Source organism: Candidatus Cloacimonadaceae bacterium, from assembly GCA_030693415.1.
Classification (GTDB): domain Bacteria; phylum Cloacimonadota; class Cloacimonadia; order Cloacimonadales; family Cloacimonadaceae; genus JAUYAR01.
Window position 1 is genome coordinate 72,136 of the sequence record JAUYAR010000094.1, and the last position, 24,302, is coordinate 96,437.

A 24,302-nucleotide genomic window follows, 5' to 3' on the forward strand; every position below is an offset into this window, starting at 1 on the left:
CAGAATCATCTTGTTTTGCAACACGGGGCAGGATAGTATATTTATATCCATCACCAAGGAGAAATCATGGACGAAAAACTAAAAAGAATCTTTGCAGAGATAAGACAAGAATATGAATGCAACCTGAGCAAGCGCGCTTTTCCGGATGCGCGCGCTAATAGAATAAAACCTGAGGAAGGGGATGACATGCGATCCCATTTTGCCGTCGATCGCGACCGGATACTCTATTCCGGAGCCTACCGGCGCTATCATGGTAAGACGCAAGTCTTTTCTTTCACCAACCTTATCGATGAAGAGATGACGAACCGCAATCTCCACATTGCCTACGTTTCCCAAATCTCGCGAACCATTGGAAAATACCTCGGATTGAATACCGAACTCATCGAAGCCATCGCTCTCGGTCACGATCTTGGGCACGCGCCTTTTGGACACGATGGCGAAAGAGCACTTTCCAACGCTTGCGTCGAACACGGCATCGGATACTTTCACCACAACATCGAATCCATGCACATCGTGGATCATATCTCCCGCAAAGGCAGAGGTTTGAACCTCACTTTTCAGGTACGTGACGGGATCATTTCCCACGACGGGGAAGTGCATAACACCATTCTAAAACCGGAAACCGGCAAAAGCGAAGAGCGCCTCGACGAATATATCAAAACTAAAAAAGCGGGTAAGAACTTCACCTGGATGCCCGGTACGATCGAAGGCTGCGTGGTTCGCATCACCGATACCATTGCCTACATCGGACAGGATATCGAAGACGCAATCCGCTATAACCTCTTGAAAAGAGAGGACTTGCCAAAAGAATGCACAGATAAACTGGGCAATACCAACAGCCAGATCATCGAAACCCTGATCAAAAGCGTCATCGTCAATAGCTATGATCAGGATTGGGTCGCCTTCGATGAGGAAACCTCCCACTATCTGCTTGAACTGAAGAAGTTTAACTATAAATACATCTACACAGATGAAAACGTTAAAAAGTCAAACAAAATCATCTACCGCACCATGGGCATGATGTTTGACAAATACATCGAGGACATCAAAGCCGGAAACCGCAATTCCAAGATCTACAAACACTTCCTCGATCATAAAGCCCTGAAGTATCTGGAAAGATTCTCACCCGCGGAACAGGTTCGCGATTTTATCGCCACCATGACCGACCGCTATTACAATGAAGAAATCAAGGATTATTTACTGCCTTGGAAATGGTGAGTTCTTTAGCGGACTGGTGAACCAGTGACCCGGGTCCAAGCTCCGCTGGCGATACCCCCAATTTCACTGCCTCGAGTGGAAGACCGTCAGGACTGTCGAGGCGGCTGTCTTTACGCTTTCATCTCCGGCAAATATTCTGATTTACAATAATCTTCTTTCCTTCAGATATTTGATCACAACCGCTGCGTGGGGCTTCAAAGCTATCGCCCTTTCACTTGTTATCTCCGCGTTATGAGCAAATAAGATGTCGCCTTTTTCCCTAAAGGATATCGATACCGGCGATAGACCATGATTGATGAAAACACGGATGGCACTTTCCCCATCAAAACGCTCATATCCAAGGATTCCTTCCTCAGTTTCGACAAAGCGGAATTCTCCATCGATGAGGAGGCATTCGTCCTTTCTCAAATCTATCATCCTTTTGTAAAAAACGCGTAGGTCCGAGGAGCGTGAATCGCCTTGCCAGTCCCAATCGAAGGGACGGCGGTTGTCCGGATCCTTTCTTCCCATCATACCGATCTCGTCGCCATAATAAATATGCGGCGCGCCCACAAAGGTCATTTGAAAGATTAGTGCGAGCTTGAGTTTGGCGATATTTCCTTCCGCGAGTTCCAAAATCCGCCAGGTGTCGTGGCTGCCAAGCAGGTTCATCATGGCGCCGGAGGCGTGAAAAGGATAGCGTGCCAAGCCTTCTTCGATCAGTGCTTTGAATCTCTGTGATCCGATGATGCCAAAGATGAAGAATTCCAGCACGGGATTTTTGAAATAGGCATAGTTCATCACGGAATCGAAATAGCGTTCGTTCACCCAGCCCTGGGCGTTGTGCCATATCTCGCCAACGAGCCAGGCATCGGGTTTGATGCTTTTTACGTGGCGGCGAAATAGCTCCCAAAACCAGAATGGAACTTCATCCGGGACGTCCAATCGGAAACCGTCGATCCCGATATCTTTGAGCCACCAGGTGACGCTATCGAGGATGTAATTGACGAGCGGAGCGTTCGGGATCGCTTTTTTGATGTCGTGCACATAATTCTCGGCAGGGTGTTTGCGGCTGAGATCATAATTCAGATCCGGCATGTCTTTGATACCCCACCAGCATTGATAATAGTCCCTGGGCTTGAAATCCGGCGGCAGGGGTTTTGGCAGAGGCCATTTTTGCCAGTCATACCAGTCCCAGTAGCGGGAATCATCGCCATTTTCGACCCCGTCGCGGAAAGCCCAAAAGGTCTCTCCCGTGTGGTTGAAAGCCACATCCAGAATCACGCGGATGCCTCTTTTCCGCGCGGCTTTCACGAGCTCGATCATATCTGCCGTGGAGCCAAAATGAGCATCGATGCGTCGATAATCCGCTGCGTCATATTTATGATTTGATTTAGCTTCCCACAAAGGATTGAAATATATGATGCTTATGCCAAGCTCGGATAGGTAATCCAGCTTCGTGATCACGCCTCTGAGGTCCCCGCCATAAAAAGACCACCAATCCGGCTTTCCCTCTTCCAGCCAGGGACTTTGGCTCAAGCCGCGGATGTCCTTCCAGTCCTCCACCAGGTGATAATATTCCTGCTGCGGAGCGAGTATTTCTCCATTCGGTGGAGGAGTCCGGCAATCATCATAGTACCATTCATTAAAATCCGGATTGATCCGGGGATCTCCGTTAAAAAACCGATCCGGAAAGATTTGATAAATAATGCCCTTACGCACCCAATCCGGCACGCTGAAGATCTCGTGACGATCCAATCTGATGTAAAAGGGGAGGCTGGAGCCGGGTTCTTTTGTGAAACCATTTTTACCGTAGTATAGTATTTCCCCGCCGTGCTTGAGGATGATATCAAACTCAAGCTCCTCAGCGGCGTCGTGGAAAACGCCATGATGGACATCCCGGTTTGAGACAGTCCCGACGCGGATTAGTGGAATATCAGCGTCATCAAAACGCATGGAAATCTCTGCCGGTATCGATGGATACCAGGCAAAACGCAGCTCAAAGCCATGTTTATCAAAGCGATGGATGTCTATAAAGCGTTCGATGCGGTCGTCTAAAAGCGAGAGATCGGCATAGATTTCAGCCCAGGAAGGGGTTTTCACTTTCTCACTTTCGATGATGATGACGGAATTGAATCCGCCGAAGGGATCGGGCTCAAATTCCGGATTGGCGGGATCCTGCATCCAGACCCCATCCACGATCAGTTTATATCTATAAATACCCGGTTCGTTATGCAAATTAAGAACGTAAAAACCGCCGATATCAGTCAGATCCAATATCTCCCAGGCACTGAAATCCCCCGCGACGCCCACTTCATGGGATCCGGCGGTCAAGGCTTGATAGGAAAAACGGATATCAGCCATTTTTAAGAGCCGGCTGCCGCTTTTTTCTTATTTACGTTTGAGCCTTTGCAGCGTGGATGCTCACGGTCGTAATGTGTCTTCAGGAAATTACCGGTGGAGGATTTCTTGCATTTCATGACGTCCTCGGGAGTGCCGCAGGCGAGCACTTCTCCACCTCCATCACCACCTTCGGGACCGAGATCGATCACCCAATCGGCACATTTGATCACATCCAGATTGTGTTCGATCACCACGACCGTATTTCCCATCACAACAAGCTTTTGCAGCACTTTGAGCAGCTTGTTGATGTCGTCAAAATGTAAGCCGGTGGTGGGTTCGTCCAACAAGTATAGCGTCTTTCCCGTGCTGGTTTTGCTAAGCTCGCGGGAGAGTTTGATGCGTTGCGCTTCCCCGCCCGAAAGAGTGGTTGATGGTTGACCGAGCTTGATATAATCGAGCCCCACCTCGTGCAGGGTGTTCAATTTTTGGTGGATAGAGGGGATATTCGCAAAGAAATCGACCGCTTCCTGGACGTCCATGTCCAGCACCTCGGCGATATTCTTTCCCTTATAGCGGATGGAAAGGGTCTCATGGTTGTAGCGCTTGCCTTTGCAGACCTCGCAGGTGACGTAGATATCCGCCATGAAATGCATCTCGATCTGTTTCACTCCCGCGCCTTCGCAGGCTTCGCATCTGCCGCCTTTGACGTTGAAGGAAAACCTGCCGGCTTTGTATCCGCGCATTTTGGAGGCGGGCAGTTCGCTGAACAGATTGCGGATCGGATCAAAAAGCTTGATGTAGGTGCAGGGATTGGAACGCGGGGTTCTGCCTATGGGTTGCTGATCGATGGAAATGACCTTGTCGATATGCTCGATCCCCTTGATCGTGTGCACTTTACCTACGCGATGACTGGTCTTGAAGAATGAGTTGTGCAAAAATGGAGAAAGGGTCTGATTGATCAGCGAACTCTTGCCGCTGCCGGAAACTCCGGTGATGCAGACAAAGAGTCCGATCGGGATTTCCACGTCGATCTCTTTGAGATTATTGTGCGTGGCGCCAAGGATGGCGATCACCCGTTCATCAGGTTTGACGCGCTTTTCCGGTGTGGGAATGCACATCCTGCCGGATAGATAAGCGCCGGTCAAAGATGCCTTGTTTTTGACGATTTCGTCGAATTTGCCGGTGGCAACGATCTGACCTCCATGAATACCGGCGCGCGGACCGAAATCGACAATTTTGTCCGCGCTGCGCATCGTATCTTCGTCATGTTCGACCACGATGACGGTGTTTCCGAGATCGCGTAATTGGCAGAGCATTTTGATCAATTTGGTGTTGTCCCGTTGGTGAAGACCGATGCTGGGCTCGTCCAGAATATACATTACGCCCACGAGCTGACTGCCGATCTGGCTTGCCAGACGGATACGTTGAGATTCTCCGCCTGAGAGCGATGGCGAACGGCGATCCAGGCTTAAGTAGTGCAGACCAACGTTGTGGAGAAATTCAAGACGATTTCTGATCTCTTTCAACACCTCTTCGGCGATGATGAGTTGGTTGCCCGATAGCTGGACATGATTGAAGAAGTCAAACGCCTCCGCCACGCTCATCGAAGTGATCTCCGTCACCGCTTTGCCGGCGATCTTCACTGCCAGGGAGCTGGGTTTCAGCTTTCTGCCATCGCATTCGGGACAGGGTTTGTCGCTGAGAAAAAGCATGTAATAACGGCGCATATCTTCAGACGTGGTTTCGTGCATGCGTCTTTCCAATTGGGGGATGACGCCTTCATGACGCATCATAAATTCGCCGGAACCGCGTTCGTTTTGCCAGGCGATCTTGAATTTTTTGCCCTTGGAACCGAAGAGTATGAGCTGTTTTACGATATCCTCGAGCTGATACCACGGCGTCGTGAGTGAAAAGCTGTATGCCTTGGCGAGGTTTTTGATCGTGTTCAAAGTCCAACTGTCCTGTTTGGCTTCCAACCTGCCCCAAGCTGCCACAGCGCCTTCCATGATGCTGATTTGCGGATCGGGAACCACGAGATCGGGATCGAATTCCAGCTTGTAGCCCAAACCGTTGCAAACCGGGCAGGCACCGATCGGACTATTGAAAGAAAAATGCTGCGGCGAAAGCTCTTCGAAACCGATATTACAGCGCGCGCAGGAATTGGCGGCGGAGAGTAGGCTGCTCTCTTTCGCGTCGGTAAATTCTATCTTGACAAGACCTTCGGTGAGTTTCAGAGCCAGCTCCAGAGAGTCCGCGAGGCGGGATTGAACTCCGTCCTTGAGCACGATTCTATCCACGACGACGTCGATGTCGTGTTTGCTTTTCTTGTCCAGAACGATGTCTTCTTCGAGGTTGCGGAGCTGGTTATTGATCATGACGCGCACAAAGCCTTGCTGGCGAAGCTCTTCCAACTCCTCTTTATGTTCGCCTTTGCGGTTTTGAACCAGAGGCGCTAGGATTTGCAGCTTTGTGCCGGCGGGCTTTTCCATCAAGTGCGCGATCATCTGATCCACTGTTTGAGAGCCGACAGGATCACCGCAATTGTGGCAAAATTGCTTTCCCACACGGGCATAGAGCACTCTCAGATAATCATAGATTTCTGTGACCGTGCCGACCGTGGAGCGAGGATTCTTGCTGGCGGCTTTTTGTTCGATGGAGATGGCGGGGGAGAGCCCTTCGATATAGTCCACTTTCGGCTTTTCCATCTGTCCCAAAAACTGACGCGCATAGGCGGAGAGGGATTCCACATAGCGCCTTTGCCCCTCGGCATAGAGTGTGTCAAACGCCAGGGAGGATTTGCCGGAGCCGGAAACACCGGTGAAAACCACCAGTTTATTGCGCGGAATCTCCAGATCGATGTTTTTTAAGTTGTGCTCTGAAGCACCTTTGATCAATATCTTTGTCTTCAATTTCACCTCTTAGAGCGGCAGATTTGTGAACGGAGCTTCTTTGTCAAATGAAATCCGGAATCCTGCTATTCGTGCTATTTCCGCTGTTATTTCCATGCAATTTCCCCGCGTTCTTGTTAGAATATCTTATTTTATTATATTACAATTACTTAACGCAGCATCGGCATGCTACGCTACATCCAAAGTGTTAATCAAGCCTTAATCAAGCGTTAATCAAGCGTTAGTTTTATTACGCTTGATTAACGCTTGATTAAGGCTTGATTAACGCAGCCAAGGCGGAAAGCAGCATGACAACCAAAAATGGAAACAAAAATTGGGTAAAATGGGTAAAATTGGGGTGGGGAATTCCGATTCCCCACAGCCGAATCGGAATTCGGCTTCCCAATGGGGAGCGCATCATGCCGATGCTGCGGATGCACATTGGATGCAAATTGGAAGTGATACTGGAAGTGAGAATGGAAGTGATTTGATATGTTGATATGTTTTGGGTGTGTGATTACCTGAAGGCGGAAATACTATGGAAAGTGTAGAAAAGCAATGTAGTTAAACATAGATTTCTACATGGAAACCTTTGTCTCGTCAAGCAGCTATTGTCGGGAAAAGTCATTTCAGCTTTATACATCGGACTCAATTTAAATGAAAATAATCAGCGATTTTGCTTGACATTATTATCGAGTGAAATTAGATTGTTTACATGAGGTCAACATGAGACAGATCGCGTTTGTGACAATACTGATGCTCAGCCTTGCAATTGGGGCTGCGGCTATCTCTATATACGAAATTCAATACAGCGTTTCGCCTGGTGTAGATAACAGCTATCCATCCCAGTATGTCGGTCAGGAAGTGTCTCTTGAAGGGATCGTCACCGCAACAAACTATCGCGGCGGCGGTTTTTTTATCTCGGAATCGATCAGCGGTCCCTGGCGCGGAATCCTCGTCTTGGACAGAAGAAACAACCCCGGCATCGGGGACAAGGTTCTTTTGCGCGGAAGAGTGTCCGAAAGCTTTGGTATGACCTGCATTCAGGATATCTCATCCTTCAGAATTATTGACCGCAACCTGCCTTTGCCACAACCTGTGATCGTCACCACCGGTCAGCTTTCCCGTTCCGATGAAGCAGAGGTATACGAAGGCGTCTTGGTTCGCGTCCTGAGTTCCTCAAGCTCCAGTTCCAGGGTCAAGCAAGGCAAGTTTAAGATCACCGACGGCAGCGGTCAATGCTCCGTCATCATGGGTGGTTTTTCGGATCAACGCTCGCATTCTCCTGCCGTGGGAACGCAATATTCCTCTCTCACCGGGATCGTGATCTTCGGCTACAGTGAGTTTGCTCTACATCCGATCTCCCAGATGGACGTCCAAGTTCAATCACCTGTTTCAACGCAGAACCGCAGTTGGGGCAGGATCAAATCGATTTACAAATAAAAGATAAGAGGTTATGACTATGAAGAAGTTTTTTAAAGCTGTGCTCTTCATCGGCGGAACTGCTCTGGCAGCTCATTTTGGCATGAAAGCCTACAAACGCGTCAGCGGTATCGTCAAGCTTTCCAAATCCCTTCCCGAATTTCTAAACAATGTTTATGGCGAGAAGCCGAAAACCAATATCAACCGCACATTCAGCGCCATGAACATCAAGCTCGGTTTCACTCAGGAAATCATTGACAAACACACAGATATCGAAACCACCGTGCGCGAATATATCGATGACTTCTATCCTGAGCTGGCAAAGTGCTCTGTGGACATCGAAGTCTACGTCAAAGGCGAAGAAGAAGAATGCTGCGACGAGGAAGTCGAACCCGAAGAGGAAGAAATCTAAAGCACCATTCAGATCATCATCGGAAAATGACAATTTGGCGACCCGCATCGGGTGATGCGGGTTTTTTGTAGCAACACCTCACGGGTTTTATGTAGCGCAGGATGCCGATCCTGCGGAGAAAACCCTGCGGAGAAAACTCTTGCCAAAATTAGTCATCGTTTCAGCAGCATCGGCATGCTGCACTACAGACAAGCTACGTTCGCGAAAAAAACAATCAGGTTAACAACCTTGGACGCCATCGAAAAAAGGCAGCTCGGCTTTGATGCAAACGACCTCTCCGACGGCTATCTCGCTTTGGGTATAGCCACGAATGTAATGATCGGAAAGAAAGATGGCAAAATCATCAATATACTCTTCGACCACTCCCTTCAGAGTGATTCTATTTCTGACGAGAGACATCATATAGTCAAATTTCATATCGAAGCTTAGTGAGGTGAGAGCGCTACTGCGCGTGGCTTTGAGTTGAGTGGATATCTGATCCGTCATCCTTGCCGCGGACGTGCCTTTGCGTTTCGAATAGCTGAACACGTGCAAATACGCGAGCGGAAGGGATTCCAAAAGTCTGTAGGTGGCGGCAAATTCAGCTTCTGTCTCACCTGGGAATCCACATATAACGTCCGCTCCGATAGCAGCATCAGGTATCACTGCCAAGATTTTTTCCACCAAAGAGGTAAATAGCTTTGCGTCGTATCTTCTGCCCATGCGATTGAGCACGCTGTCAGAGCCGCTTTGCAAAGGAATATGGAAGTGGGGGCAGATTTTTGAATTGCGCTTGATGCAATCAACCAAGTCCTGTGAAAAAAGCTGCGGCTCGATCGAACTGAGACGAATAAGCTCCAGTCCGTCAAGCTCTTGCAAAGCGTCGATCACATCGGTCAATCCGCGTCCGTGGTCATCATATAGTCCCAGATTGACGCCACCGAGGACGATTTCCTTGTAGCCGCCGTCCATGAAAAGTTTCGCCTGTGCGAGGACATCTTCAAAGCGCGCGGAACGGTTGTGTCCGCGAGCATAGGGAACCGCGCAATAGCTGCAATAGAAATCGCATCCGTCCTGGATCTTTTGAAAGGCGCGGCTGCGGTCAACCATGTTTTTTACCGTAGCATAACGGAAATCCACGACATCCATGATGTCCATAAACCCAGTCTTTTTAGCTTTGAGCAGAGCCGCTATATCGGTTTTGTGCTGATTATCGACGATGAGATCGATCGCGCCCATTGCCTGGATCTGATCATGAGAACGCTGGGCGAAACAACCGGTTACAAGCACTTTCGCGGCTGGATTTAATGCTTTCTGTTTCAATGCCTTACGAATCAGGTTGCGGCTTTTGTAGTCGGTGCGATCGGTCACAGTGCAGGTATTGATGATGTAGATATCCGCAGCTTCCGGGAAGGGAACCAATTGATAGCTGCCAGTTTCGAACTGATCGATGATCGCGGCGGAATCATAGGCATTTGTCTTGCAGCCGAGCGTGGCGATGGCGATCCGGATCATGTATTTATGAGGGTCAGATAATTATAGATCGCGGGAGCATAGATTCGATGCTCGACCTGTAAAACAGCAGCAGCGATATCAAACGGAGACTTGCATTTACTGATGTCAACCGATTCCTGCATAGTGATTTTGCCGTGGTCGTAGATCGGATCGACGATGTGGATGCTGGCGCCGGAAACGCTTTCCGAGCTGGAAAAAACCGCTTCATGCACTCTCATTCCATACATGCCCTTACCTCCGAAGCGTGGCAGCAGAGCGGGATGGATATTTAGAATCGGAATGCCGACACCGGTGATAAAGTCCTGGGACAGCAGTCTCATAAAGCCCGCTAACGCGATCAAATCGAGATTCAGTTCTCGCTTTAGAGTATTCAAACGCTCTTCAAATAATGGCATGTTTATTACCGGGATCAGCTCCCAATACAGATCTAGCTCTTGGCAAAGCGCTTTTACCGGAGAATCGTTTTGAGTGATCACTACGAGGCTGATTTCAACCGGTAAACCATTCTCCTTGAAGTATTCATGCATAGCCTTCAGGTTTGAACCGCGTCCGTGACCGCTGGTCAGAACGCCTATTCGGTAGGTTTTAGATGCAGTTCTTGCCATTGTGCGCTGCCGACTTCAGAAGGAGCCTGGCTCATCAGATCGGTCGCTCTCAAGGTTTTTGGGAAAGCGATGACGTCGCGGATGGAATCGGCTTTGCTCATGATCATGACCATGCGATCAAGCCCGGGTGCGATTCCTCCATGCGGCGGAGTGCCATATTTGAGCGCTTCGAGGAAGAATCCGAAACGGTCTCTGAGTTCCGCTTCGCTGAAACCGAGAATATCGAAGATCCGCTTTTGCAGATCATAACGGTGGCAGCGGATGGAACCAGAGGAAAGCTCCATTCCGTTGCAAACGAGATCATAGAGCTGCCCCTGAATTTCGCCGTATTTTTCCGGCATATCGAGCCAGGGGATATGTTCCTCACGGGGAAGAGTGAACATGTGGTGTGCAGGTTCCCAGCGTGAGTGATCGGCATTGTAATAAAAAAGTGGGAAATCCGTGACCCAGAGCATGGCATAGGTGTTTTCATCGATAAGCTTGTGTTTCATGCCGATATGATTACGAATCGCAGCCAACACTTTAGATGTCATGTCATAAGTATCCGCAACGATGGCGATTAGGTCTCCGGATTTGGCAGCGCAGATATTGATAATAGCTGTCACCTCTTCGGGGCTGAGGAACTTGCTGACACCGGCTTCGAGGATGCCGTTCGCCACTTTGGCAAAGGCTATGCCCTTGCCGCCGTTGTGTTTGGCGATATCTATCAGCTCGTCCTGCTGTTTCCGGCTATACTCAGCTCCGCTGGGAATCACGATCGCTTTGATCACACCACCAGTGGATAACGCAGATTGGAAGACCTGGAATCCAGAATCGCGAAGCGCTTCACTGAGATCACAAAGCGTGACCCCAAATCTCAGATCCGGCTTGTCCGTGCCATATTTGTCCATCACTTCCTGATAGCTGAAACTGGCGAAGGGAGTTGGCAAATCGATATTGATAACCTCCATAAAGAGGTGTTTCATCAGGCGTTCGATCAGATCAAAGATCTGAGACTGGCTGGCAAAACTGAGCTCAATATCGAGCTGTGTGAATTCCGGCTGTCTGTCGGCACGCAAATCTTCGTCCCGAAAGCATCTGGCGATCTGAAAGTAGCGGTCAAACCCGCCGATCATGAGCAGTTGTTTATACATCTGAGGGGATTGGGGCAGGGCATAAAACTTTCCTGGATGGATGCGGCTGGGAACTAAATAGTCACGCGCGCCCTCGGGTGTGCTTTTCATCAGGATGGGGGTCTCGATCTCATAAAAATCCTCTTTGCAGAGGAAGTCTCGGATCGCCTTCACCAGCTTGTGGCGCATGATGATCGTTTGCTGGAGCTTGGGACGGCGCAGATCGAGATAACGATAGGTGAGGCGCAGATCCTCATCCGCCATCGCTGCCTCATTGAGCTGGATCGGCATGGGAAAGCAATCGTTGAGCAGATAGAGCTCCTGCGCGTTCACTTCGATGGTGCCGGTGCGAATGTTGGGATTGACGTTTGCCGCTTCTCGAGCGTTGACGATGCCTTTGATGGCGATCACATACTCGTTTCGCAGTTTTTCCGCTTTAGCAAAGATACCTTCCTGCTCGGGGGGAATGACGATCTGGACGATTCCACGGACATCACGCAGGTCGATGAAGATCAAAGATCCTAGATCCCGGCGTCGATTCACCCAACCCATAATTGTGACTTCGCAGCCGATGTCTTTGACCCCAAGGTCGCCGCAAAAATGCGTTCTTTTCAAATCGCTAAAGTTGTCGATCATGGTAAGTTCCGTTTGTTGAGACTGATTTTTTCAAAGATGGCGTTGATGTTTCTCACCCGTTCTCCGATCGCCTCGATCATGGTGCATTTTTCAAGATATACGGGATCGGGGTAGATAAGTTTGTTATTCTTGATCTCTTCTTCTAATAGTTGGTAGGCACTACGATTCGGAGTAGCGTATTGGCTATATTCCGCGTTTCGTTTGGCGTTTTCGGGATTCATCATGAAATTGATGAATTTGTGGGCGAGTTCCTTGTTTTTAGAGGATTTGAGGATGACCATGCTGTCCATCCACAAGCTGCATCCTTCTTTGGGAAGGATGAAACCCAGATCGGAATTCATTTCCATTAGTTGAAGCGCGTCGCCATTAAATGCTTGCGCCAGCCAGGTGGTTCCGTCCGGTACCTCAATTTTATAGGATTCGGAGACATACCGAGTGATGTTGTTGTCCCACAGATCGAGTACTTTCGCGGCGGCTCTCAACGCATCCGCGGATGTGTCATTCATATCAAATCCCGAAAAGTTCAACGCGGCACCGACTACCTCACGGGCATCCTCGAGCATGGTCACTTTCTTTTTGTTTTCAAAAAACTTGTCTCCCAGAATCGCCCAAGTGTTCGTTTCGACCAGTTTTTCCGGAACATGTTGTTTGTTATACATCAAGCCGGTCAAACCCCAGAAATAGGGGATGGAGTAGTTGTTTTCAGGGTCATGAGATTTTGCTTTGTCGAGAATCACCGGATCCAAGTTTGAATAGTTGGTCAGAAGGCTCATATCCAAGATTTCGAGCAAACCCGCAGCGGCAAGGATGCTCACATGGTCTCCGCTGGGAAAGACGATGTCCAAGGATTGGCGCGAGCTCTTGATCTTGGTGAACATATTTTCATTGGAATTGTAAGTGCTGTATTGGATTTTGCATTCATTCTCTTTCTCAAACTCAGCGATCAGTTCGGGATCGACATATTCGGCCCAGTTGAAGATATGCAAAGTGTTTGTGCGCTTGGCGCAAGAGATGGCGGCAAGGATCAGGATTATTGCCGCAAGGAGTAAAAGAAAAGTTTTCATCGGTGTATCTCCTTTGTTTATAAATCGGGATCAAATGTCATTTGACGGGCTTGCTCAATGCCTTGTTTCAGCGAAACGCTTTGCAGGATCAGCCAGCCAAGAATGAAAAATATCATCAGGGACAGGATCGACCAACGGATGTTTCCCGTACGGTGCGCGATCCAACCATATAGTATCGGACCAATTATTGAGGACAGGCGTCCTGTCAAGGTGTAAAATCCAAAGAACTCCGCCTGTTTGTTCTGGGGTGTGAGTATGGACAGCATCGTGCGGCTGTTTGATTGGCTGCTCCCGATCGCCATACCCGCCAAAAGACCCACAAAATAATATTCCATAGCACTTGTGCAAAAGAATGCCCAGATCACGACCGCGATCCAGATCAAAAGCGAGATACTCAGCGAAATCTTCACGTTCACTTTATCGGTCAAATATCCAAAGAGCGCCGATCCGATGATGGAGGTGAACTGTGCCAGGATAAAATAGATAATCATGTCCCGCGTGGTCATGCCAAAGCGCTCGATGCCATAAATAGCTGCAAAGACGATCACGGTCGTGATACCATCATTGTAGATAAAATAGCTGATGATATAGCGCAGCAATTGTGGCAAACGAGTGATGTGTTTCAGAGAGAAGCGAACGCGTTGATAAGCCGTCCTGAGATAGTTTGTGCGCTTTGACGGGCGTTGCAATTCCTGGAGCCAAAAGAAAGTAAACAGCGAAAAAATAAAGAAATGCAGGGCGATCATGGGAAAGACGAAACGGACGTTATTTTTCACCAAAACCAGAGATATCACCAAGGATAATAGACCGCCAAGATATCCCAATGCCCATCCGTAGCCGGAAATCTTTCCGATGCCACCGGGAGGGCTGATCTCCGGCAGAAAAGCATCGTAAAACACATTGGCGCTGTTGAATCCGTAGTTTGCAACAATGAAAAACGTCATCCCTAAAAGGATATCCCCCTGCCGCACGAAATAGAGTAGAAAAGTGAAAATGATTGTGAGATAGCAATTGAAAAAGAGGAATTTCTTTTTGGAACGGGAAAAATCCGCCACCGCGCCCATGATCGGAGCGGTCAAAGCAACGAGGGTCATGGAGATGCCGATCGCACGTCCCCAGAGCATTTCTCCGTAGCCTGGTTCTCCGCCGACCACGGTCTTGATGAAATAAGCGCTATAGACGACGCTCACGATGATCGTAGTAAACGCTGAATTGGCAAAGTCATACATCATCCAGCCGAGGATACTGCGGGTGATTTTCACATGCTCTCCATGTTCATCAAAGGCAGTGAATCCCAGATATTGGCGATGTCCGGTTTCGGACTGGCGATAAAGATCTGAAAGCGCTGATCCACCAGTTCCCGGATGCGTTTGGTGTGCGGCAGATCAAGCTCGGCAAAGATGTCGTCAAAGAGCATGATCGGTTTGATGTGGGTGTGTTTCTCGATGAGCGAAGCCTGGATGAGCTTGAGCACGATCACTGCGATACGTTTTTGCCCCTGTGAGCCATAGACCTTGAGACTGCGGGCGCAGAGCTTGAACTCATAGTCATCCAGATGCGCCCCGATCAAAGAGCGTTGAAACTTGCGTTCGCGGGGTTCGATTTGGGCGAGGATATTTCTGAGAGGTTCTTCAGTAGATGGATAATCCTCTCTCAACGCCGGCAGATAGTTGACGGAGATGTTTTTCGTCTTTTCCGAGATGTTGCAGTATTGATCTTTGAAGGCGGCATTGAGCATGGCAAGATATCTGCGCCGATAGCCCAGCACCGCTTGCAGACTCTGGATAAAACGCTCGTCCCAGACGGCTTTCTCTGGTGTTTCGAAGTCCCCTTTGAGTAGCGCGTTGCGTTGATGAACAATATGCAGATAGCCTCGCAGCACGGGTATGTAATCCGGCTGCAATTGTGCGACCGCGAGATCGAAGTATTGCCTTCTGAAACGAGGGCTTCCGCCCACGAGCATCAAGTCTTCCGGAGCGCTATAGATCACCTTCACCATGTCAAATAGACTGCTCAACTGACGGAGGGGGGAATCATCGAGCTTCAGCAGTTTGATCCGTTCTGCGTAGGAAAGCTGCAGTTTGAGATCATAGCCTTTGTCCGGTGAAAACAAAGCAGAAACGGCAAAAAAGGGGGAATCATAGCGTAGCAGATCTTCATCACGATGAAAGCGAACGGATTTGCCGATTCCGCAATAAGCGATTGCCTCTAAAAGATTGGTCTTGCCGCTGCCGTTGGGACCAACGATCAGCGAACCACGGGGCTCAAAGGCAAGGTCGATCGCTTCGTAATTTCTAAAGTTCGTGAGCGCGATCTGCTTCAGGAACAATTATTTATGACCGCAGGGGCATCAACAGGAAAGTAATTTGCTGGTTCTCCGGCTCGGTCTCGTTATAGACCATCATCGGTTCGCGGGAGCTACCCAGTAGGATGCGCACTTTTTCTGTGTCGATAGCATCGAGGATGCCTAACATATACTTATAGTTAAAGGAGATCGAGGTCGAAATTCCCTGATACTCATAGGTTTCCACAAACTCCTTGGCGTCTCCGGTCTCGCGGTCGCTGGTGTTGATCTCAAATTTTTCCTGATCGATCTCAAAGCGGATGCGGTAATTATCCTCAGGCGCGACCAAAGCCACACGGCGGATGGATGTGCGTAAAGCTTCTTTGTTCACGAGGATGCGATTGGGCAGATCGGAGATGAAGGCTTTTTGGTATTCAGGATATTTATGCTCAAGGATATTGGAGATGATGGTGAATTTACCATAGAAAAAGATGATTTTGTTGCGTTCAATGAGTATCTTGATTTCGTTGATGCCGGTTTCGAAGATTTTTTGGATGAAATTCAGTGTCTTGACGGGGATCACTCTTTCTTTCACGCTGTCCGGAATGTTGTCCGCGAAGATGTTGTCTTCCGCTGCGGGAGCGGTTTCCATCACTGTATCGACAAGATCGGGCGCGTTTTTGATGATGATCTCTGCCACCTTGCGTCCGTCCGTGGCAGCCATGAGATGATGGTTGCGGGCGATCTTCCAGCATACACCTGTCAGCACTGCCCGGTTGACGTCGGTGGAAACGGCAAAGGTCGTCTTGGAAATCATGCGGTGAAAGAATTCGGCTTCCATCGGGTTGGCATTGTCGGCGGATGGAACAGGGAGGATCGGGTAGAGCGTGTGATCGGCGCAGAGAATGTTAAAATCGATCTTGTTGCATTGGATCATGAGCAGATCCTCGGTTTTCCACAGATCGATTACTGCTTCCGGCATGAAATTGATGATCTCGTTAAAATGTCGGGCGGAGACGGCGATCGTGCCACCTTCGCTCACTGCGGCAGCAAAACGCACATTCACGGTAATTTCCAGATCGGAAGCGGTGATCTGGACCATGTTTGTCTCGGCGTCAACCTCGATCAGATAGTTTGTCAGGACGGGCGAAATGTTTTTCATCGACACGATCCCGGCAAGGTGTTGGATATTGTGCAGCAGTTCCTTCTTTTCGATGGCTAATCTCATGATTTCCCCTATTTTAAGTTTATATTCATTTCACGCCATAAAAATGGCGTTTGTCACTTTGTCAATACCTTTTTCAAGGCGGCGGTGCTTTTGCTCCGATTTGCAGAAACGCGACGCGTCTGATATCAAGCGCATACAGCGTTTCCCGATCTATATGCAGCACTTCAGCGAGCACTTCATAGAGTGCCGGGCTTTGCAGCTTTTTTTCAATGATCAGCGCGTTTCCTTCCAGATAGATGGCGCTGACGATCAGTTTCAGATCATAGTGTTTTTCCCGCGTGTCCGTCTTTTTGGTGAAGGGATAGGATGCGGTTTCCTGAAATTCGTTGATGCGGAAGATCAGGTTTTCCTGCATGCCGGTATCCGGTATGACGCGGATTTTTTCACTATCTGGAGGTATCTGTTTTCCGTTCAGAGGTTGACAGGAAACAATCTCAAATCCTGGAATGCGGGAGCTCTGAAAAGCAAGCTTGATCCTTGTTTCACTGTATTTACTTCGGAATGATACGTCAAAGAATTCCGTTTCGCTCTGGATTCCGAGAGGCAGCGGCGGCGAAAGGCTCACCCTGGGATGAGGATTGAAGCCTTGAGTGAAAACTGTTGCCAGCTCGGTCTTGGAAACAAGGCGAAAGAGCATGCGCATCCAGTCCAGATGCGAGATAAAACGCAGCAAGCCCACTTTGCGGTAATGCACGCGATAGCGGTATTGGGTTTCAGAGGCGTCAGGCTGGGCAAATTCCGGGTATTCAAACGTTTCCGCCACCGCGGAGGGGGCGTTCTCAGTGTGCAGCACCTCGTCGCAAACCCCGCAGAGCGAACACAATTCCCGGCAATCTGGAGTGACTTCCACAAATCCAGCTTTGCGATATTCGGACATTAAAAACTCGCGGCAGATTCCGGTATCGATGAAATCCCAGGGCAGAGTGTCATCGGTGGAAAATCCACGTAAAAAATCTTGGATGTCGATGCCGCAGCTTTGCATGGCGTTTTCCCAATGGGAGAAATCGAAACACTCTGTCCAGCCGTCAAATTTGGCGCCGTTCATCCATGCCTGACGGATCAATTCTCCTACTTTTCGGTCTCCGCGGGCGAGGATTGTTTCGAGGATGGAGTTTTCGATGGTGTGATACTTTATCTTGATGTTTCGCTTGCGGTAGAAGGTGTTTTTGACGCGCAGGCAACGCTCAAGTGTTTGATGTCTTTCCAGCATCGGCGCCCATTGGAAGGGCGTGAACGGTTTTGGCACGAAGGGGGAGAGGGTGATGCTGATTTGCAGACGGCGTTTGCTCATCTTGTCGATGCGTTCAACGAGATCGATAATGGCGTCGATATCCTCGTCCGTCTCAAAGGGCAGCCCGATCATGAAATAGAGCTTGATCCTTTGCCAACCGAGGCTCAGGGCGATTTCGATCCCGCGGAAGATTTCTTCCTCCGAGAGGTTTTTGTTGATGATGTCTCTCAGGCGCTGAGAACCCGCTTCCGGAGCGATGGTCAGTCCCTCGCCTCCCAGTTTTTTAAGCATTTCCACCAGTGTGTCGTCGAGGCTGTCCACTCTCAAAGAAGGCAGCGAAACGTGGGTTTTATCGGTATCCAGCCTGGATATAAGAGTCAGCAGAAGTTCCCGGATGCAAGTGTAATCGCTGCTGGATAGCGACATCAACCCCGTTTCGTCCCAACCGCTATGCTCTATTTCGGCAAGCATCTGCCGCACAATGTCATCGACTCCACGTTCGCGCACTGGGCGATAGAAGTATCCCGCTTGACAGAATCTGCAACCGCGTGAGCAGCCGCGCATGATCTCTGCGACATAGCGATTGTGCGTAGCCAGTTGCCAAGAAAGGATTTGCGGGCTGTGCAGATGTTCCGATTTGTGAAATTCAGCATATTTTCTCGACTTTATGCTGATTGAACCGGTGTCGTGTAAAAGCGGAACATAGCAGGAATCGAGCGCTGCAAGCGATTTCAATCTGTCCGTGCGGCTTGGGTGATTTCTGAGTATGTCGGTGATCTCGATGATCCCGGTTTCGGCTTCGCCAATGAAAAACACGTCGATGAAGTCCACCAAAGGCATGGGGTTTGTAGCACCCGGTCCTCCGGCAAGGATGATCGGGTCTGTTTCGCTTCTTAGCGAACCTAGTGGCTGTAGCTGTGCCAAGTCCAATAGTTCCAATATGTTGGAATAGGTCAGCTCGCTTTGTAGGGTAATGCCGATGACGTCGAATGCTTTCAGTTCCAGTTTGCTTTCCAAGCCAAAAAGCGGGATTCCCTCACGGCGGAGGATATTGATCATATCTAACCATGGCAAATATACGCGGTCTGCCATGGCGTCCGGGATGCGGTTGACGATGCTATACAGGATTTTCAGCCCCAAATGCGAAATGCCCACTTCATAGACGTCCGGATAAGCAAAACAAAACTTCACACTCGCGTTGGCAGTATCCTTGCGGACGGCATTGATCTCATGGTCAATGTAGCGGGAGGGTTTGTTTACGAGAGGCAAAAAGCGTTCGATATCGATCTGTTTCATCACCGGACTGCTTACAATGATCTGATGTTGATATTGACGTTGTGGAGGTCGCCCCAGCGCATCAGATGTTTGCAGGCGGGGTGTTCCAAAAGGTTCAGATAAGTTTCCTCGCCGAGTTGCACCTGGAATTTGTCCTCAGGGCTGAGCTCTTCCAGATTACTCTCATAGCGGCATTGCTGAAGGTAATAACGGTCTCCGGGTTTGAGCATTTGCTGGATCATGCTGAGATCATGCAAGTTGAAAAGCCGCTCAAAGAGAGTAGTGCGAAATTCAAAATCTTTACCGCAGCCACGTAAAAGATCCATGCTGCGCTGGATGTCTTTGGTATCAATTTCATTGCCGGAGATCACGCTGTAAAGATTTTCCGGTGCTTTCACGTCCATCGCCCAATAATCAACCAAATCAGCTTTGATCAGGTTTTCGATCAGATTTGGAAACGATCCGTTGGTATCGATCTTGACCAGATAGTCCATTTCCTTGAGTTTACGCACAAAATCGATCAATTCCGGCTGCATACACGGTTCTCCACCGGTGATGCAAATAGCTCCGAGTTTTCCCTTACGGGTAAGCAAAAAATCAAAGATGTCCGCTTCGCGAATGAGCGTGCCAAAGCGCTGTGGATCAACCAATTGCGGGTTGTGGCAATATGGACAGCGAAAATTGCAGCCCTGCGCAAAAACAATCGCGGCAAGCTGCCCCGGATAATCCAAAAGAGAGAACTTTTGGAAACCGCCGATCTTCATCGTCAGGGTTGTGATCCCATGCTTAGTTGTGTTCCTGTCGGCAGATGATCGATCTGTTTGAGCGTGTCAAATGTGGTGCGCAGCTTAAATTCCGCCTTTTTGCCTTCATTCCATTGCGAGACCGGACGCAGGTATCCCACGATGCGTGAAAACACTTCCGTTCTTTTGTGGCAGGTGGGGCACAGCTCTTGTTCGCCGATCAGATAACCGTGTTGGGGACAAATGCTGAAGGTGGGGGAGAAGGTGAAATATGGCAGCCGGTATTTGTTGCAAATAATTTGAACCAACTGCTTGATGCTTCTTCCATGCTCGATGCGCTCTCCGCCAAAGATGTGGAGCACGGTTCCGCCGGTATATTTGGTCTGAAGTTCGTCCTGAAGATCGAGCACTTCAAAGATGTCATCCGAAAAATTCACCGGCAACTGCGTGCTATTGGTATAAAAAGGGGTGTCGCCTTTGCTGTTGGCACTGATAATATCGGGGTGATATTTCTTGTCCAGGATGGCGAGGCGATAGCTGGTTCCCTCTGCCGGAGTGGCTTCCAAGTTATAGTTGTTGCGTGTTTCTTCCTGAATGTCGATCAGCCGTTGGCGCAGATAGTCCATCACTCTGATGGCAAAACTTCGTCCTTCCGGACTCCCCAGATTCTTGCCGAGGAAATTGACGATGGCTTCGTTCATACCGATGATGCCGATCGTGGAAAAGTGGTTTTTCCAATATTCCTGAAAGCGGTCGGAGATGCTTTTCAGATAGAACTTCGTGTAAGGGTAGAGCCCGCTATTTGTATATGTTTCCAGTATCTTGCGTTTGATCTCGAGGCTATTTTTGCCGATCATGAGCAGTGCTTCCAGACGGTCGAAGAAGTCCTCCTCATTCTTTGCCAGATAGCCCAGGCGGGGAAGATTGAGTGTGACTACTCCGATCGAGCCTGTCAGCGGGTTGGCACCAAAAAGACCTCCACCGCGGGCTACGAGCTTCCTCGTGTCCAGCCTGAGGCGGCAACACATGCTCCGTGCGTCATTTGGATCCATGTCCGAATTGACGAAATTGGAGAAATAGGGGATGCCATATTTTGCCGTGGCTTCCCACAGATAATCGAGTTTTACGCAGTTCCAGTCAAACTCTTTGGTGATATTGTAGGTTGGAATCGGGAAAGTGAATACCCTACCCTTGGCGTCGCCTTCGATCATCACTTCCAGAAATGCCTTGTTCAGTAGGTCCATTTCATCCTGAAACTCGCCATAGTTCTTGTTTTGAGGCTCACCTCCAATGATTACCGGCTGGTCTTTATACAGGTTGGGTGCTTGAAGATCCATGGTGATATTTGTAAATGGAGTCTGGAATCCCACGCGGGTGGGCACATTGATGTTAAAGACAAATTCCTGCAAAGCCTGTTTCACTTCGGAATAACCGAGCTTGTCATAATGGATGAAAGGCGCCAGCAGCGTATCGAAACTGGAAAATGCCTGCGCGCCCGCGGCTTCGCCCTGAAGTGTGTAAAAGAAATTTACGATCTGTCCCAAAGCGCTGCGAAAATGCCTTGCCGGAGAGCTTTCCACCTTGCCCTCGGCACCGCAAAATCCTTTCAATAGCAGATCCATCAGATCCCAGCCGACGCAATAGACGGAAAGCTGTCCCAGATCGTGAATGTGGACATCGCCCTCGACGTGTGCCCGACGGATCTCCGGAGGATAGATCTTGTTCAGCCAGTAGGTCTTGCTCACTTCCGAAGCGATATAGTTATTCAAACCCTGTAGGGAATATGCCATGTTCGAGTTTTCGTTCACCTGCCAATCGATCTTTTCCAGATACTGATCGATCAGGTTCACTCCCGCTGTGGAAACCAGCTCGCGAATGCGCGTATGCTGATCCCGATATATGATATATGCCTTGGCGGTTTTCTTGTAGGGAGAGGCAAGCAAAACCTCCTCGACGATATCCTGAATTTTTTCCACTTCGGGGATATCGCTGTTGAGCACCTGCATGGCAAGATTGACCACGCGAAGTGTCAAAACTTCCGCTATGTCCTCGCCAAATTCCCCAGACGCTTCTCCAGCTTTCCTGATCGCTTTCGCGATTTTCAGCTTGTCAAAAGACACGATATTGCCGTTGCGCTTTCGGATCATCGAAAACATCCAAACCTCCCTTGAACCTCATATCTATATGTTATTATTATTTATATATCTTGCAAGCGCGCATCCCACTTTATGACTTTTCAATTCGCGTCTGCGAGTTGCATTGAAATAAGAACTTATGATTTTTGTCAAGCTCTAATCATGTCTTTTTTTGCAAATGTACAATCTTGATGCGGAACTTTGTCAACGGCGCTTTCTCTAAGCTGTATTAACCGGAGGTTTTGGCGATTTTGGCAGGATGAAAAAACGGTACAATTCCCGAACCAATTTATTCGCTTGGAACCCCAAGCATGCAATGGATTGGATTTTTTAATTTGAAAACCAAGCATGCAATGAATTAGTTTTTGGCTTCGATAAGCCCTCTCAAGTCTTTAGCCTTAGATAGCTAAAAATGACATAATGCAGGCGTGGACTATCGTCTCGAGAGCAGTTTTTTCTGTCGTGTGGACATTTCGGAGTAACTGAGCCATGTGTTTCGCCTAATGAGAGCCATGCTCTCGGAAAATAGAGCCACTCAATTCGCTGATCAGAGCCAGTATGGCTTATACTATTAGATAGCAATCAGTTGTGCCATATTGTAGATGGATTATCCATGAACTGCAACCAAGTTCGCGGGGGCGGCTGCGAAGTGAGGACGTAGTCCGAACGAAGCAGCCGCCCCCGCGAAGCGATCGATTTACTCAGGACTATGTTATTCTATCTTTTTAAGCCCTCTGCGTTCTCTCATTGACACTTTTCCATCGATAAATATCTGGTATGAATCGTGAATGATCCGGTCCAGGATGGCGTCTGCAAGAGTTTCTTGACCGATCTTCTCATGCCATCCTCCGGGTCTGAATTGTGAGCAGAAGATAGTAGATGCATATTGATACCTCGCTTCAACTATCTCCAGCAGATCCCTTGCTTCTTGTTCTCTGAGTGGAGTTAGTAACCATTCATCGAGTATCAGGAGTCTAACTTGTTTATACTGTCTGATCGTTTTCTGGAACGTCCCTTCTCCTCTGGCTATGGCAAGTTCATCCCAGAGCTCTGGAAGGCGGACATACTTGACAGGATAGTATTGTTTGCATGCGGCTATGCCAAAGGCACAGGCCAACCAGGACTTTCCATTTCCGGATGCTCCCATGATGATGATATTACGATTATCCACCATATAGGAGCAAGATGACAGTCGGAGGATCTCAGAGCGATCAAGCTTTCTGTCATCGTGATAATCTACATCTGCTAATACCAATTCGCTTTCATATATCCAAATTCATCCACTTAAAATAGGTCAGTCTTGAAACCATATCTTTGTTGTTGTCCAGGTATTCAAAGCTATCAATCAGGGCATTCTGTACTTCATCCATTGACCCGTAGGCCGTGTTTCTGAATTTGTAGTCTCTGATGGCAGCCCATAGGTGTTCGGTAGGATTCAATTCTGGACTGTAAGGAGGAAGAAAGATATTGCGAACATTGTCAAAGCTCTTGAGGTAATTTGTTGTGTGCCATCCTGCCTTATCCATGATAACGATGTTACGATAATTCTTGTATTCCATGGAGAATTGTTCCATGAAAAGAGACATGATCTCAGTATCACAGTTGGGAGCAAGGATCGAGAAGACGTCACCGGTAACCGGGTTTACTGCAGAATAAGCATAGATATATTGTCTGACTATCTGCTTCGAAACAGACGGACGCTGTCCTTGCGGAGCCCAGCAGGCAACGGGAATGTTGATCCTGCCAAAGCGTGCTTCGTCCTGAAAGAATATCTGAATCGGTCGTATATCGTTCTTATCAAAGCTTAGCGCAGCGGCTGCCAGGTATTCCGGGAGTTTTTTTTAAACTCGGCCTGCTTTTCAGGATCTTGCTTAGGATGCTTAGGTCTTGGTACTACTCTTCTCCAGCCGTGGCGATGCAGTAAATCGTATGGGAAGTCTTTAGAAACAGTATGCCCAATTTTAGACTCAATCTCCGCCTTAATCGTTTTTACAACTACTATCAGCCCTTTATCTGCTCGCTTACTGATCTCTCTAAGCAGTTCTTCCTCTTCTTCCCAACTGAGAAACGAAGTCCGGTTTCCACCTCGCTTCTGACTGTAAACACTTTCCTCGCCTATACGATTGTAATTGTATACCCACTTGTTGATCGTATATACTGAGACGCCAATCATATCTGCAAGTTCTTTAGCTGATAACGCTTTGGATTTGGCCAAATACAAGGCCTGCCAACG

Annotated in this window: 18 protein-coding genes; 3 read left to right on the forward strand and 15 right to left on the reverse strand. The window is 48.7% G+C overall.

Annotated elements, in window-relative coordinates; translation table 11 throughout:
• Nucleotides 1-66 precede the first annotated feature (66 nt).
• Entirely contained in the window at nucleotides 67-1,218 is a 1,152-nt protein-coding gene (locus tag Q8M98_05850; GenBank protein MDP3114286.1) for an HD domain-containing protein, read from the forward strand.
• A 141-nt stretch (nucleotides 1,219-1,359) separates the two neighbouring features.
• Here the strand turns inward: Q8M98_05850 and Q8M98_05855 are convergent, their stop codons facing one another.
• Both Q8M98_05855 and uvrA read right to left on the reverse strand, forming a co-directional pair.
• Entirely contained in the window at nucleotides 1,360-3,561 is a 2,202-nt protein-coding gene (locus Q8M98_05855) for an alpha-amylase family glycosyl hydrolase (GenBank protein MDP3114287.1), read from the reverse strand.
• 2 nt (nucleotides 3,562-3,563) lie between these two features.
• Nucleotides 3,564-6,449: an excinuclease ABC subunit UvrA gene (gene uvrA, locus Q8M98_05860; GenBank protein ID MDP3114288.1), complete on the reverse strand. Its 2,886-nt coding sequence runs from the start codon at nucleotides 6,447-6,449 to the stop codon at nucleotides 3,564-3,566.
• 705 nt (nucleotides 6,450-7,154) lie between these two features.
• On the opposite strand from uvrA, the gene Q8M98_05865 reads away from it, so the two are divergent.
• Nucleotides 7,155-7,871, forward strand: coding sequence for a hypothetical protein (locus tag Q8M98_05865; protein MDP3114289.1), 717 nt, complete (start codon nucleotides 7,155-7,157; stop codon nucleotides 7,869-7,871).
• Between the two features lie 19 nt (nucleotides 7,872-7,890).
• Nucleotides 7,891-8,262, forward strand: coding sequence for a hypothetical protein (locus Q8M98_05870; protein ID MDP3114290.1), 372 nt, complete (start codon nucleotides 7,891-7,893; stop codon nucleotides 8,260-8,262).
• A gap of 219 nt (nucleotides 8,263-8,481) precedes the next feature.
• On the opposite strand, the gene mtaB is transcribed toward Q8M98_05870, so the two are convergent.
• The 13 genes from mtaB to Q8M98_05935 all read right to left on the reverse strand — a co-directional run.
• Nucleotides 8,482-9,756: a tRNA (N(6)-L-threonylcarbamoyladenosine(37)-C(2))-methylthiotransferase MtaB gene (gene mtaB, locus Q8M98_05875; protein ID MDP3114291.1), complete on the reverse strand. Its 1,275-nt coding sequence runs from the start codon at nucleotides 9,754-9,756 to the stop codon at nucleotides 8,482-8,484.
• The gene (locus Q8M98_05880; protein MDP3114292.1) at nucleotides 9,753-10,361 is read right to left on the reverse strand and encodes a formyltransferase family protein; all 609 of its coding nucleotides are present in this window, start codon (nucleotides 10,359-10,361) and stop codon (nucleotides 9,753-9,755) included. The genes mtaB and Q8M98_05880 overlap by 4 nt, the downstream gene beginning before the upstream one ends.
• Nucleotides 10,328-12,109, reverse strand: a complete 1,782-nt coding sequence (aspS, locus tag Q8M98_05885) for an aspartate--tRNA ligase (protein MDP3114293.1) — start codon at nucleotides 12,107-12,109, stop codon at nucleotides 10,328-10,330. Before aspS ends, Q8M98_05880 begins: the two co-directional genes overlap by 34 nt.
• Nucleotides 12,106-13,173 (reverse strand): spermidine/putrescine ABC transporter substrate-binding protein, encoded by a 1,068-nt coding sequence (locus tag Q8M98_05890; protein ID MDP3114294.1) that lies wholly within the window; start codon nucleotides 13,171-13,173, stop codon nucleotides 12,106-12,108. The genes aspS and Q8M98_05890 overlap by 4 nt, the downstream gene beginning before the upstream one ends.
• 17 nt (nucleotides 13,174-13,190) lie before the next feature.
• Nucleotides 13,191-14,435 carry an MFS transporter gene (locus tag Q8M98_05895; GenBank protein ID MDP3114295.1) on the reverse strand — a complete coding sequence of 415 codons (1,245 nt, stop codon included), beginning with the start codon at nucleotides 14,433-14,435 and terminating at the stop codon, nucleotides 13,191-13,193.
• Nucleotides 14,432-15,502, reverse strand: a complete 1,071-nt coding sequence (recF, locus tag Q8M98_05900; protein ID MDP3114296.1) for a DNA replication and repair protein RecF — start codon at nucleotides 15,500-15,502, stop codon at nucleotides 14,432-14,434. The genes Q8M98_05895 and recF overlap by 4 nt, the downstream gene beginning before the upstream one ends.
• A gap of 4 nt (nucleotides 15,503-15,506) precedes the next feature.
• Nucleotides 15,507-16,685 carry a DNA polymerase III subunit beta gene (gene dnaN / locus Q8M98_05905; protein MDP3114297.1) on the reverse strand — a complete coding sequence of 393 codons (1,179 nt, stop codon included), beginning with the start codon at nucleotides 16,683-16,685 and terminating at the stop codon, nucleotides 15,507-15,509.
• A gap of 73 nt (nucleotides 16,686-16,758) precedes the next feature.
• The gene (locus Q8M98_05910) at nucleotides 16,759-19,212 is read right to left on the reverse strand and encodes a TIGR03960 family B12-binding radical SAM protein (protein MDP3114298.1); all 2,454 of its coding nucleotides are present in this window, start codon (nucleotides 19,210-19,212) and stop codon (nucleotides 16,759-16,761) included.
• 11 nt (nucleotides 19,213-19,223) lie between these two features.
• The gene (locus Q8M98_05915; protein ID MDP3114299.1) at nucleotides 19,224-19,955 is read right to left on the reverse strand and encodes an anaerobic ribonucleoside-triphosphate reductase activating protein; all 732 of its coding nucleotides are present in this window, start codon (nucleotides 19,953-19,955) and stop codon (nucleotides 19,224-19,226) included.
• Nucleotides 19,956-19,957: 2 nt separating this feature from the next.
• Nucleotides 19,958-22,090 (reverse strand): ribonucleoside triphosphate reductase, encoded by a 2,133-nt coding sequence (locus Q8M98_05920; GenBank protein MDP3114300.1) that lies wholly within the window; start codon nucleotides 22,088-22,090, stop codon nucleotides 19,958-19,960.
• A 691-nt stretch (nucleotides 22,091-22,781) separates the two neighbouring features.
• Nucleotides 22,782-23,324: an ATP-binding protein gene (locus Q8M98_05925; protein MDP3114301.1), complete on the reverse strand. Its 543-nt coding sequence runs from the start codon at nucleotides 23,322-23,324 to the stop codon at nucleotides 22,782-22,784.
• 7 nt (nucleotides 23,325-23,331) lie between these two features.
• A complete protein-coding gene (locus tag Q8M98_05930) occupies nucleotides 23,332-23,856 on the reverse strand; it encodes an IS630 family transposase (protein MDP3114302.1) in 525 nt (174 codons plus the stop codon).
• A gap of 17 nt (nucleotides 23,857-23,873) precedes the next feature.
• Nucleotides 23,874-24,302 (reverse strand): winged helix-turn-helix domain-containing protein (locus Q8M98_05935; protein ID MDP3114303.1); only part of this gene is annotated, 429 nt, incomplete at its 5' end.